This window comes from Endozoicomonas sp. PH6C (genome assembly GCF_059322965.1).
Window position 1 is genome coordinate 1327032 of the sequence record NZ_CP185342.1, and the last position, 12612, is coordinate 1339643.

Here is a 12612-nt window from a genome sequence, read left to right on the forward strand (position 1 = left end):
TATCCTGCAACCTTTAATGATCTACCGACTGATCTGGCATATCCATGGAAAAACTGTTTGAAAGGCTGCTCTATTCTGCCCGTTGGCTTCTTGCGCCAATTTACATCGGCTTGAGTCTTGTCCTGATCGCTTTATTGATTGAGTTTTTTCAGAGTGTTACTAACCTGCTGCTCGACGTTTCTAATATGAATGAGACGCAGGTAATACTCAAGGTGCTTACGCTAGTTGATTTAGCTCTGGTTGGGGGCCTAATCGTTATGGTTATGTATGCCGGTTATGAAAATTTTGTCTCTAAAATAGACCTGGATGAGAGTTCTGAGAAGCTCAGCTGGCTAGGTAAAATGGATACCAGCTCACTTAAGGCCAAGGTTGCTGCCTCCATTGTAGCCATCTCCTCAATCCACTTGCTCAAAATGTTTATGAATACGGTTAACATCCCAAATGACAAGTTGATGTGGGCGGCGCTGATACATCTGACCTTTGTTGCCTCAGCGTTCTTTATGGGCCTGCTCGATCTCCTGCTTTACAGAAAAGAGAAAGAAATTAATACCTCGCTTTAACGCTCTCTTACTCAGAGGTTAATCGTGTTCTCAGGCTGACTCATTCCGGTGAGCCAGTTATGACTGATATTCTTTCTATTCTTGTATTCTTAACCTGTCCAATGCCTGAAGTATGGACTGATGGAGCGTGCACCAGAAGACCTTGCTGTGATACTGGTGGCTCAGGACAGCGTTCTGGATTTGCAGATTATTCCCGGGCCTTGGTGTTATGACAGTTGTTCCAGCAGATCCGGTCTTATTCTGGCCATTTTATAGGTGCTGCTGTACTGGCCTCTGCGGAAGCAGTCAAAGCGCGACGTCCCTTCAATTTCAAACCCGTACTTTTTATACAGGGCGATTGCCTGTTTGTTTTCTGTGAAAACACCCAGTTCAATGCGAACAATATTCAGCCAGTGATCACAAAGCTGTATCATCTCGTCAACCAGTTCTGATCCTATTCCCTGTCCCTGAAAATCAGGATGTACGCTGATGCCAAAAGTAGCGACGTGTTTTTTACGTGGCTTGCTGGACATAAGAATGCCGAGATGACCTGCAACCTTGCCATTTACCTCCGCAATCAGTTGAACGGATTCATTGCTTCGGGATTGGAACAGCTGTTTCCAGTGGTCGGAGTGGTTATAGGGGATCTGGGAGGTGTTTTCTGCCAAATCCTCATATTCAAACATTTCTGCAATGTGGGGTAAGTCTCTGTCTTCCTGATGTCGTATTTTTATTTTCATGATCACTACTTCTCTGCTATAACTTCAAAACTGCAGTATTCTCTACCCAAATGTTCGATGCAAGTTATATGGCTGGGTGCTTTTCTCGAGGTGGCTGGTGTGAGCCTGGGTGTGGGAATAAGTAGCAAAATTCAACAAAACTGTCTGTCTGGGAATTTTGGTATCTGTTTTACAAGGTTGCATACCCTCTGATAGCGGTCTTCCAGTCGCAGGTTTTGGTGCGGAATAAGGAATCAAGGTAACGGTTATGAGAAATAATCATGCAGGTTGTCTCTATATCAATGTTGCCGGGGTTGTATCTGCTGATTTTCACGATATCTTTAATCGTGTTGTACTCATTGCTTCTGTAGCTATTTGAGATACAATTAGCTTAGCTTTAAGTTATGCCTTATATTTATGTCTTGCGTTTCGAAGTTCCATAGTTGTAGATCTTCCTGATAAATCATAAGTAGTAGCGACGCTTTCAGCTAAGCGGTCATGTTGTGTGACCACCCTATTTTTGTTCAATTTCAGGAATTGATTATGTCTGCTTCTACCGGAACAGTTAAATGGTTCAACGAGTCCAAAGGTTACGGCTTTATCAGCCAGGACTCTGGTCCGGACGTATTTGCTCACTTCAGAGCTATCGTCGGTACTGGTTTCAAAACTCTGGTCGAAGGCCAGCGTGTTAAGTTCGAGGTGACTCAGGGCGCCAAAGGCCCTCAGGCTGAGAACATTGAAGTAATCGACTGATTACTCTTCACGACCTTTCGGGCAGTGAACAAAAAAGGCAGCGCTTTGCGCTGCCTTTTTTCGTCTAGACGAACTCTTTGATGATTTTGGCTACCAGCATGATCAAAATCAGTATGATGGCTATTTTTGACAGTTTTGACTGTTTCTCCCGACTCATGGGTTTGCCGAACCGCTGTGTTGCCATGACCACTACGGCCAGCGCAATAAAGAGTAGAAACAGTATCTTCAATAATTCCATGGTTATCATTCACTGATGGGTATCGAGCTCGTCTGCCCGCCTGAGAGTCTGGTAACCTGCCCAGACTCTGGTCATGGTTGTCAGGATACAGATTACAGCAAAAAATGCAGCCAGAATCGGGAAATACTGGGGAAACAGGCAGAAGAGCACAAAAATGGCAATGGTCTCTGTACCTTCTGCCAGACCATTCAGGTAATAGAAGGATTTGTTGCTAAAGTCAGGGTCTGAGAGACCTCTCTTCTGAGCCATAATCGCATAGCCCAGAAAGCTGGAGCCCGTTCCGACGAAAGTAAAGATCAGCAGGCTGGCCATCAGGGCATTTTTTTCAGGATCGGCAAAGGCAAAGCCAAGCACGATGGCCGAATAAAAGATGAAGTCCAGGGTTATATCCAGATAGCCACCGGCATCTGAGGTTTGTGTTATTCTTGCCAGAGCACCATCGAGCCCATCCATCAGACGATTGCAAAGAATGGCAACCAGAGCAGGCAAATAGAGCTCAAATGCCAGCAATGGCAGGGCTGTTAATCCGACCAGGAAACCAGTCAGAGTAATCTGGTCAGCCCGGACACCTGCTTTTTTCAGTGGGCGGGCAAGAAGATTCAGAGGCGATCTGATCCAGAGAGAAGTCCAGCGGTCAAGCATCAGGGTTTCAGGCAGTCTTTAGTCACAGCCGGTTATCATACCCTGATCGTGCCATAGGAGTCGAAACGTTACTGTTTTAAGCTGCCGGGAAAGTGGCTTTTGCATAGTCCAGCGGATTCTATTTGTAAGTATCTGATTAGGTGCTTATATAAGTACCTAACCAGTTGGTTTCGCATATTCTGGACGGCGGCTTTTTCCATCCTTCTGCGTTCCAACTCTGGTTGCGTAGCTATGGCTACGCGCCCGTCGTTGCGCCTTGAAGGATGAAAAAATCCACTCGCCAGAATATGCGAAACCAACTGGCCAGGTACTTAACATTAGGTTGTCGGGAGCTTGCCGGGATTGTCCCTGAAAGCATAAATTTTGCCCGGAAAGTTCATTATGCCGCTTTTTTATCAGGATAAATGAGATGCCAGATTCTCTTTCTATCAAGCCGCCGGGTAGTATGAAGGTGGTGCGTGATGATCCCGCCAGAGAGCGCAAGATCAGGCTTTTTCTGGTATTGGCCTTTGTTCTGGCTATGGGACTTTCTTATTATCTTGGGGGACGGATTTCCGATACCGAGGCAGCCATACTGAGGCAGGAAAGCTTAGATCTAAGGAATCAGTTGCAAGACTTGTTGGGGGTAGAGGAGTCTCTCAGGCAGAAATTGGTTATTCTGGAAAGAACCAGTAAGGTGGACCGCGAGGCGGCAAACAGCATTCGTAGTGTTATACGGGATCTGGAAGATGAAAAAGCTCTGCTGAGCAAGGATCTAGCATTTTACAAGAGTATTCTTGCTCCGGAAGACAGTGCTGAAGGCATCAGGCTCTATGCATTTGATCTGCTGCAGGGTGAGGAGAAAAATCAGTATCGCTTCAGAATGGTGGTCTCTCAGGTGGCCAGAGACAACCCGTTTCTCAAAGGAACTCTGAATGTCTCTGTCAAAGGGGTGAAAGATGGTAAGAAAGAGTCTCTGTCCCTGATGGAACTGGCCGGAATGGAAAAGTCCCAGGCACTTGGGTTCCGTTATTTTCAGTCTTTCCCTGAAAACCGTGACTATATCAATCTGACGCTTCCCGACGGGTTCAAGCCCGAGAAAGTGATGGTCAGCATTAAAGTCAAAAGTGGTGCAGTGCGAAGCCTGACCAATATTCTGGACTGGCAGGAAGAGCTGGAAGGCGATGTGAAAAACGGACTGACCGAAAGTGGTTAAGTCGCCTGAGTAGTTGACTGCTTTACTGGGTTACTTGGATAATGGACGCAGCATATTAATACAGTTATACGTGCAGAGACCGTAAGAGCAGGACTCTGAGAGTATACAGAGATAGGGTTTGCCTGTGGCGATCAGGTAGCACGGGAGGATAAATGAGCGCAGTAGTTGAAACGGTAATGCCGGACCCGATCGAACTGACGGATAATGCCGCTGAGAAAGTCAATCGGCTCATGGAAGATGAAGATAACAAGTGCCTGAGGCTTCGTGTCTATGTCACTGGTGGTGGATGTTCGGGCTTTCAGTATGGTTTCAAGTTTGATGATCAACTGGCAGACGACGATACTCTGGTCAGAAAGCAGGGAGCTGAAATGGTCGTGGATTCACTGAGCTACCAGTATCTGGTCGGTGCTGAGGTCGATTACGAAGAGGGACTGGAAGGCTCCCGATTCCTGGTGAAAAATCCTAATGCAACCGCCACGTGTGGCTGCGGTTCTTCTTTTTCTATCTGAATACTCTTTTTGCCGGGCGCCAGCGCCCGGATATTCCTATTAAGTAGCTGCTCATGCCCTCATCCTTTCAGCCCTGCCATTTGTTTGGCCAGCAGGGCAATGCTGTCAGACAAGTACTCTCTGAAGCGTCAGTAGTCCGTAACTTGAAAGTCGTCGTAACGCGTTGAATTCAGAGGCTATTATACTGATAGGTATATTAATGCATATATGGATGGTGTGTGATGGCAGATCTCTCAGGTCCTCAGGGAAGCGATGGGCCCTTATATTCGTCTTCACCTGTTAAGAATAACTGGAAAACTACCGTCAAAGCACTGCTGGGAGGCATACTGAGAAAAATCAGAAAAGCTGGCCCCCATGGGCTTCCTTCCTTGAAGACTGAGCAAGCGAAAAGTAAGCAATCAGATCCTAGGCCTCCTACAGACCTGAAGTCGAGAGTGGCAGCGAAAGCTGAAAGCAAGATTTTCATTCAGGTACTCCCTCTGCAGGGTCAATCCATTTCGGCCCCCATTCCAACGCCTGGATCTCCAGAGAGCCCCTCTTCAGTGAGCGGCCAACAGGAGCGGAGTGGGAATGAAGTTGAATCGAATCGACGCAGCAATAAGAAGGCGCCACCAGTGGCACCCAGAAGAAGTAAATCATTACCCAGGCATCCTCCTCAGGTTAAAGAGCCGACCGATGAGCTTGTTCAGAGCAAGCAACAAGAGCAACCAGATGTGAAAGAAAGGCCAGTACCTACCCCTCGGACGAGAAGAAAAAACAGCGGGGACTTGAGCGGCTCTCTGAGTAGAGCTCCGCAGCCAAAACCACGTAACCAGGGCAAAGAGGCACTTGCCGGAAATGAAAAGCCTGGACAGGCTAATATCTATGATGTACCCGGTAGACTAAAAAAAGAACCAGAATACGATGTCCCTGCTAACCGGAAGAGAAGCACTGAATATGATGTACCCGGTAATCTGAAAACAAAACAGGAATATAATGTGCCTGCTAATCGCAAGCAAAGCCCTGAATATGATGTACCTGCAAATCTGAAAGCAAAACCAGAATATGATGTGCCTGTTAATCGGATGAAAAGTACAGACTATGATATACCCAGAGACCTGAAAGTATCTTCAGATTACGATGTCCCCAAAAGTTTGAACTTCAAATCATCACCCCAGCATGCAAGTGATCCGGAAAGAGTCCGTTCGGATTCCATAGACCCATCTACTGGCGAAAATATATACCAATCGATTAATGATGAGGAGTTTGAGCTGGAGATGCTTGAATTAGAGCTGGAGTTGGAAGATGTCTCTCAGAATCTCGGTGATGCTTACGACTTTCAACCACTGTTCAATGATTCTGTTTGGCTTGATGAGCAAATGTTTTCTCTGATTAAAACCTTTAAGCGTCAGAGACCCCCGAAGTCAAATCTACTCAAGTGGGCTGCTCACATGAAACAGGAACGATCACTGATGCAACTGTATAGCAATGGTTTTGATAAGTTTAGAAAGTCTATTCGGTCTTTAATGAGTAAAGGGTTAACCTCTATTCAGGACAGGGACAAGTTGAGAAGTAGTGTCGATAAAATTAACAAAATTCTTACTCCGGCATTAATCGCCGAATACGGTGCTGAAGAAGCCAGAAAACGACTCTTGAAAGCTCCGGAAGGTTAATAGAAATCACGATTTTTCTTCAGCCTTAGTCTGGGCGAACAATTTTATCCATTGTCAGCGGTATTTATCAAGCCGGGAATATAGCCCCAAGGACCCGTTCGCCAGCAGCTCCTGTCACGGCAGGAAGGTTGCCAGGCTTTCCTGACAGTGTCTGTCTGGCCAGCCAGGCAAAGGCTACTGCTTCTACCCATTCAGGTGCTATGCCCAGAGAGGTTGTGGTTGCAACGGACAAAGGGTCAAGCTCATCTTCAATCAGTTTCATCAATTGCTTATTGTTGGCACCCCCACCACAAACCAGAAGTTCTTTGGCTGACGGAGCGTATTGGCAGATATCCAGGGCAATGGTTTTTGCTGTCAGTAAAGTGAGTGTGGCCGCCACGTTTTGAGGTTGCAGGCCAGAAAAATTTCTCAGGTGAGACTCCAGCCAGCCCGGGTTGAAGCGTTCCCTGCCAGTGCTCTTGGGCGGCACTTCAGAAAAGTAGCTGTCATTCAGCATCGCATTCAGCAGTTGGTCATCCACGCTTCCTGATGAGGCCCATTGGCCATTGGCATCAAATTTCTGGTTGAGGTGCTGTTGGCACCAATAATCGATCAGAACGTTACCCGGACCGGTGTCAAAGCCTATGACAGCTTTCTTATGGTCTGCAGGTAACAAGCTGATATTGGACATACCGCCAATATTCAATATGACTCTGTCCAATACAGGGTTGCTGAAAACAGCGTGATGGAAGGCAGGAACAAGGGGAGCTCCCTGTCCACCTGCCGCAACATCTCGACGTCTGAAGTCGGCGACAACAGTAATCCCTGATAGTTCAGCAATCAGACCAGGGTCACCAATCTGCAGAGTGAAACCTTTTTCCGGGCGGTGGCGGATCGTTTGTCCATGGCTGCCAATGGCAGAAATCTGGTTTGAATCAACATTGGCCTGTTCCAGGAGTCGCCTGACGGCATCAGCCGATTCCCGGGCAAAAGCGGGCTCAGCCAGCGCCATTCGTTCAATTTCATCAGGACCAGGTAGTGTCAGGGCAAGAAGCTGTTCTCTGAGATTTTCAGGGAGCGGATGGGATAATGCCTGCAGCTGTCGACAGTTTCCTGATGGTGAGTGCCTGGATATCGAGTCCTCAAATTCAACCAGAACTGCGTCAATGGCATCAAGGCTGGTGCCTGACATCAGGCCGATAAAGTATTCAGGCATATCTCTGATAATCCATCATGCCCTCCCTGGAGGCTATCGTTGTTATTTCGACTCTTTCTCGTTTCTGGCCAGCATAGTTGTACCGTGCTTTTCCAGCTGGGCCATGGTTTTATTGGCAAAAGCCATAAAACGTGCCTTCTCGGCTTTGGGGATCGGTGAGGCATTAGGCAGCTTGACGGTAACGGGGTTTCTGTGAACACCATTGACCCGGAACTCGTAATGAAGGTGCGGGCCTGTAGCCCAGCCAGTCTGGCCCACATAGCCAATGGTCTGTCCCTGTTTAACCTGGCTACCTTTCTTGAATCTTTTATTTACACGACTCTGGTGGGCATAAACGGTAACAATATTATGAGGGTGCTGGATAAAGACAACATTGCCAAAACCATTCTTCCAGCCAATAAATTGAATCTTACCATCACCCGCTGCCTTGATGGGAGTGCCAGTGGGCGCTGCATAGTCTGTCCCGTTGTGAGGGCGCTTGGTTTTGAAAATTGGATGAAGGCGGTTAGGATTAAAGCTTGAACTGATCCGGGTGAAGTTCACAGGCGTTCGCAGGAATGCCTTTTTCATACTTTTGCCATCCGGAGAGTAGTAATTGCTGTCACCATGACTGCTGGTGTAACGAATGGCGGTAAAGGCTTCACCCTGGTTAATAAATGTTGCTGCGAGTATATTGCCATCACCCAGCTTCTCGTTATCCAAATATTTTTCTTCGTACATTACGTTGAAACTGTCACCGCTGCGAATATCCAGCGCGAAATCAATGTCCCAACCAAATATGCCCGCCAGCTCCATGGTCATCTTCTCGCTCAGACCAGCACTCTGGCTCGCCAGGAAAAGAGAGTTTTTGATTGAGGCTTGAGCAAAGGCAATACGCACTTCAGGCTCGAGGATTATCTTCTTACCGACGTAGCCATTCCCCTGTCTTTCATAGAGGATGCTTTCAAGTTTATTCTGGACATAGCGCAGCCGGGTCAGAACTCCTTTGCTGTTGACCCGGTATTCAAACGCCTGTCCGGGGAGGATATCGGTCAGGTTTTTGCCCAGTTTCGGAGTTCTGGAGACTTCATAGACAGTTTTGGCACTCAAACCCATATCATCAAACAAAGTTGAGAGATTATCGCCGGACTCGATAGTGATACTTCTTCGGGGGCCTAGAGCAGCTTCTTCCTTGGCCAGTCGCTCGGCTTTTTCTCTGGCCTCACGTTGCTCTCCCGTCTCTTCAGGAACCGTTTCTTCAGGCGCAGCTTTCTCCTCAAGAGCCAGTTCCTTTAGTTTTTCTTTGGGGGATGAAGATTGAAATTCGTCAATAAGCAGTTCGGTTTCTGAGCGTTTGGCCTCAACTTGTGGAGATGGCAGCAAGCCAATAACAGTCAACACCGTAGCTGCGACACCGGTTACCAGTAACAGGTGTCTTTTAGGAAAACTCTTGATGCCGCCGGGTTGCTTGCGCGTGGCACCTCTGGGGGGAAGTTTGGTCATTGCACGTATTTACTGTTGAATTACTGTTTCAGGTGCCTGCCACTTTTATGGTTCGGATCAGACAGTATTTCAAATAGCTCGTAGCTGTTTGGTTAAAGTTTTGTGAAGAATATATATGAATTATATATCTAAACGCTACATAATGAATTGATATATAGCTATAAACGAATTGTAAATGTTTTGTCGGCGGGCGTCAGGAAACCGACTCTGGCCCAAAACTCTATATATTATTAGTTGAAAGCTACCGATCTGCCCTGTTCTGTTTGTGGTTTTTTCTAAAGTAAGGTAACTAAACCGCTCTCTAAGTTAATTAATGTAATTAAACCGATTTTTCCGGCTTTGTTCTTAAGTCGTTTTATTGTACTTTTACCCGCTAAATTGAGTCTACAGCTGCCTCGGCAGTGTTTAATTCATGAGGCTGAGCCGTGATGGTTTCGCTCAGTCTCGTTGACTTCATAGCAGGATAGGTAAATGTCTGAGAGTCAAAATCCGCTTCTGAAAGATCTGCAGGCCCGCCAGCTTATCGCGCAGACCACTGCCGTGGAAGAGCTGGACGCTCATCTGAGTGAACAGCCAAGGGTTCTTTATTGCGGCTTCGATCCGACTGCAGACAGTCTGCATCTGGGACATCTGGTTCCTTTGCTGGTCCTGAAACGTTTCCAGATGGCAGGGCACAGGCCTATTGCGTTGGTGGGTGGTGCAACGGGTCTGATAGGAGATCCCAGTTTCAAAGCGGCCGAGCGACAGCTGAATACACCTGATGTTGTGGCAGGCTGGGTTGACAAGATCAAGAAACAGGTCAGCCAGTTTATCGACTTTGACTGCGGTGAGAATGCCGCTTTAGTGGTCAACAATCTGGAGTGGACTGGTGAGATGACTGCTCTGGATTTTTTGCGAGACGTCGGTAAACATTTCTCCGTCAATGCCATGATCAACAAAGAATCCGTTCAGCAGCGACTGAATCGTGAAGGTTCCGGCATCTCTTTCACCGAGTTCTCCTACGCCCTCCTTCAGGGAATGGACTTCGCTGAGCTGAATCGTCGTTATGACTGCACTCTTCAGGTGGGTGGCAGTGACCAGTGGGGTAACATTGTGGGTGGCATTGATCTGTCCCGTCGTCAGAATCAAGCCAGAACCTTTGGCCTGACTGTGCCCCTGATCACCAAGTCCGATGGTACCAAGTTTGGTAAAACCGAGGGCGGTGCGGTCTGGCTGGATCCTTCCAGGACTTCCCAGTACGCTTTCTATCAGTTCTGGATGAATACTGCGGACGCTGACGTTTACCGTTTTATGAGCTTTTTTACCTTCCTGTCACAGGAAGAGATTGAAGCGATCAAGCAAGAAGACCAAGTGCGTGAAGGTCGTCCGCAGGCCCAGCAGGTTCTTGCCAGAAAGGTCACCCTTCTGGTGCATGGTGAAGAGGGTCTGCAAGCTGCAGAACGTATTACGGAAGCTCTGTTCTCGGGAGAGATCAGCAATTTATCTGAAACGGATCTTGAACAGTTGAAGCTGGATGGGCTGCCCAGTGCAACCATCAAACGTGATCAATTGGAAGGTAATCCCATGACCCAGCTGTTTGCAGAGGTTGGCATGGTGAAAAGCGGTAAGCAGGTAAAGGATGCGCTGGGTCGTAATGCGGTATTCTTCAATGGAGCAGCTCGCGGTGCTGCCGACAACATGAACCTGCCTGGGTGCTTTGCTGAAGAAAATGCCATGTATGGACGGTTCTTCCTGGTGAAACTGGGTAAGAAAAATCACTTCCTTTTTGAAGTGACCTAAAGGCTTGTAGCTGGCTCCCAACTCTTTGAAGACATCTCCAAGGCTCTGTTAAGTTCAGAGCCTCTGTAAAGCTTTTCATGAGGGAATCTTTGTGGAATGGCCTGCAAGACGTTTCTGGGTCATCGTTGGCACGGTACAATGGCAATTTCCGATACTGTCTTCATATAGTCAGGGCGGGTAACCTAAGCCATATTGTGTTCTGACCTGGAGCAGCTTTTGCTTTATGCTTCAGTGTCACTCACTCAGGAATTCTTCATGCATCCTCAAGCCGGTAAAATCGCCACAGATGATATGCTGACCAAGATTCCCCGTCTGGTCAGCGAGTATTACACTATTCAGCCCGACCCATTGAACCCCACGCAGCGAGTCGAGTTTGGTACTTCAGGACACAGGGGGACTTCTTTCAAGGCCTCTTTTAACGAAACTCATATCCTTGCTATCACACAGGCGATCTGCGAATACCGTCGCGAGCATAATATTACCGGACCCATGTTTGTTGGCATGGATACCCATGCCCTGTCAGAACCTGCATTGATCAGCGCCATTCAGGTGCTGGCAGCCAACGGTATAAAGGCTCGAATCCAGGAAGGCAGAGGTTATACACCAACTCCGGTCATTTCTCATGCCATCGTCTCCTACAACCGGGATCATCAGGACAGGGCGGACGGTGTTGTCATCACGCCTTCCCATAACCCTCCTGAAGACGGTGGTTTCAAATACAATCCTCCCCATGGAGGTCCGGCCGGTTCTGAAGTCACCAATTGGGTTCAGGATCGAGCCAATCAACTCATTGCTCAGGGGTTGGAAGGTGTTAAACAGATGTCGCTTAATGAGGCGCTGGAATCCGGCTTTATTACTGAATACGACTATGTCACACCTTATGTTGATGATCTGGAAAATGTCATTGATATGGAGGCTATTCGCAGGGCGGGTGTAAAAATAGGTGTTGATCCACTGGGTGGCTCCGGCCTTCACTATTGGGAGCCTATTGCCAGGCGTTACGGGCTTGATATTGAGCTGGTCAGCAAGAAAGTTGATCCTACTTTCTCCTTTATGCATGTTGATAAAGACGGCAAGATTCGTATGGATTGTTCTTCAGCCTATTCCATGGCAGGGCTGATTGAATTGAGGGATCGCTTTGATATTGCTTTTGGTAACGATCCAGACTTTGATCGCCATGGTATTGTGACTCGTGAACATGGTCTGCTGAACCCCAATCATTATTTGGCGGTGGCGATCAATTACCTGTACAACCACCGTGAGCAATGGTCGGGCAATGCCAAAATTGGCAAGACTCTGGTGTCCAGCGCCATGATTGATCATGTAGCAAAAGGTTTAGGCAGAGAAGTGGCGGAAGTGCCTGTCGGATTCAAGTGGTTTGTCGATGGTCTGGCTTCTGGCGAGCTGGCCTTTGGAGGCGAAGAAAGTGCCGGTGCTGCTTTCCTGCGGCGTGATGGGCTCACCTGGTGCACAGACAAGGATGGTTTTATCCTGGCTCTTCTTGCTGCTGAGATTATTGCCGTTACAGGTAAAGACCCGGGTGAACATTACCAGGAGCTGACAGACCGCTATGGCTCTCCGGTTTATGAACGACTGCAGGCTCCTGCTTCCGATGAGCAGAAGAAAGTACTCTCAGCCATGAGCCCGGATAGGCTTAAAGCTGATACTTTGGCGGGTGATCCCATTACTGCCAAAATAACCCATGCTCCTGCAAACGGCGCCGCCATCGGTGGTCTTAAGGTCGTTACTGAAAAAGGCTGGTTTGCTGCCAGACCTTCTGGCACTGAAGCAGTTTATAAGATCTATACCGAAAGTTTTGTCGGTCCTGACCACCTTAAGCAAATTCAGGAAGAAGCCAAAGCTATGGTTTCGGAAGTTTTTGTTACCGGCTAGGCGTTTTTCGACAGTC

At 47.8% G+C, this 12612-nt stretch carries 12 protein-coding genes; 7 read left to right on the forward strand and 5 right to left on the reverse strand.

Going from position 1 to position 12612, the window contains the following annotated elements; translation table 11 throughout:
• The first annotated feature begins 44 nt into the window (after positions 1 to 44).
• On the forward strand, positions 45 to 560 hold the full coding sequence (locus ACOMG9_RS05205; RefSeq protein WP_448216060.1) for a TIGR00645 family protein: 516 nt from the start codon (positions 45 to 47) through the stop codon (positions 558 to 560).
• 206 nt (positions 561 to 766) lie between these two features.
• On the opposite strand, the gene ACOMG9_RS05210 is transcribed toward ACOMG9_RS05205, so the two are convergent.
• Positions 767 to 1279 carry a GNAT family N-acetyltransferase gene (locus ACOMG9_RS05210; protein WP_422132634.1) on the reverse strand — a complete coding sequence of 171 codons (513 nt, stop codon included), beginning with the start codon at positions 1277 to 1279 and terminating at the stop codon, positions 767 to 769.
• A gap of 522 nt (positions 1280 to 1801) precedes the next feature.
• Here ACOMG9_RS05210 and ACOMG9_RS05215 point away from each other — a divergent pair.
• Positions 1802 to 2011: a cold-shock protein gene (locus ACOMG9_RS05215; RefSeq protein ID WP_034832746.1), complete on the forward strand. Its 210-nt coding sequence runs from the start codon at positions 1802 to 1804 to the stop codon at positions 2009 to 2011.
• Positions 2012 to 2075: 64 nt separating this feature from the next.
• On the opposite strand, the gene ACOMG9_RS05220 is transcribed toward ACOMG9_RS05215, so the two are convergent.
• Together ACOMG9_RS05220 and ACOMG9_RS05225 are read right to left on the reverse strand one after the other, a co-directional pair.
• Entirely contained in the window at positions 2076 to 2249 is a 174-nt protein-coding gene (locus ACOMG9_RS05220) for a hypothetical protein (RefSeq protein ID WP_448216061.1), read from the reverse strand.
• Between the two features lie 9 nt (positions 2250 to 2258).
• Positions 2259 to 2891, reverse strand: a complete 633-nt coding sequence (locus ACOMG9_RS05225) for a CDP-alcohol phosphatidyltransferase family protein (RefSeq protein WP_448216062.1) — start codon at positions 2889 to 2891, stop codon at positions 2259 to 2261.
• Positions 2892 to 3300: 409 nt separating this feature from the next.
• On the opposite strand from ACOMG9_RS05225, the gene ACOMG9_RS05230 reads away from it, so the two are divergent.
• The 3 genes from ACOMG9_RS05230 to ACOMG9_RS05240 all read left to right on the forward strand — a co-directional run bounded on the left by ACOMG9_RS05230 (position 3301) and on the right by ACOMG9_RS05240 (position 6247).
• On the forward strand, positions 3301 to 4086 hold the full coding sequence (locus ACOMG9_RS05230; protein WP_448216063.1) for a DUF6776 family protein: 786 nt from the start codon (positions 3301 to 3303) through the stop codon (positions 4084 to 4086).
• Between the two features lie 152 nt (positions 4087 to 4238).
• The gene (erpA, locus tag ACOMG9_RS05235) at positions 4239 to 4595 is read left to right on the forward strand and encodes an iron-sulfur cluster insertion protein ErpA (RefSeq protein WP_422132638.1); all 357 of its coding nucleotides are present in this window, start codon (positions 4239 to 4241) and stop codon (positions 4593 to 4595) included.
• Between the two features lie 221 nt (positions 4596 to 4816).
• Positions 4817 to 6247, forward strand: coding sequence for a hypothetical protein (locus ACOMG9_RS05240; protein WP_494529900.1), 1431 nt, complete (start codon positions 4817 to 4819; stop codon positions 6245 to 6247).
• Positions 6248 to 6314: 67 nt separating this feature from the next.
• Here the strand turns inward: ACOMG9_RS05240 and ACOMG9_RS05245 are convergent, their stop codons facing one another.
• Together ACOMG9_RS05245 and ACOMG9_RS05250 are read right to left on the reverse strand one after the other, a co-directional pair.
• Positions 6315 to 7442: an anhydro-N-acetylmuramic acid kinase gene (locus tag ACOMG9_RS05245; RefSeq protein ID WP_422132640.1), complete on the reverse strand. Its 1128-nt coding sequence runs from the start codon at positions 7440 to 7442 to the stop codon at positions 6315 to 6317.
• A 42-nt stretch (positions 7443 to 7484) separates the two neighbouring features.
• Positions 7485 to 8924, reverse strand: a complete 1440-nt coding sequence (locus ACOMG9_RS05250; RefSeq protein WP_494529901.1) for an OapA family protein — start codon at positions 8922 to 8924, stop codon at positions 7485 to 7487.
• A 471-nt stretch (positions 8925 to 9395) separates the two neighbouring features.
• Here ACOMG9_RS05250 and tyrS point away from each other — a divergent pair, with 471 nt between their 5' ends.
• Both tyrS and pgm read left to right on the forward strand, forming a co-directional pair.
• The gene (gene tyrS / locus ACOMG9_RS05255) at positions 9396 to 10703 is read left to right on the forward strand and encodes a tyrosine--tRNA ligase (RefSeq protein ID WP_448216066.1); all 1308 of its coding nucleotides are present in this window, start codon (positions 9396 to 9398) and stop codon (positions 10701 to 10703) included.
• Positions 10704 to 10958: 255 nt separating this feature from the next.
• On the forward strand, positions 10959 to 12596 hold the full coding sequence (gene pgm / locus ACOMG9_RS05260) for a phosphoglucomutase (alpha-D-glucose-1,6-bisphosphate-dependent) (RefSeq protein WP_448216067.1): 1638 nt from the start codon (positions 10959 to 10961) through the stop codon (positions 12594 to 12596).
• The last annotated feature ends 16 nt before the right edge of the window (positions 12597 to 12612 follow it).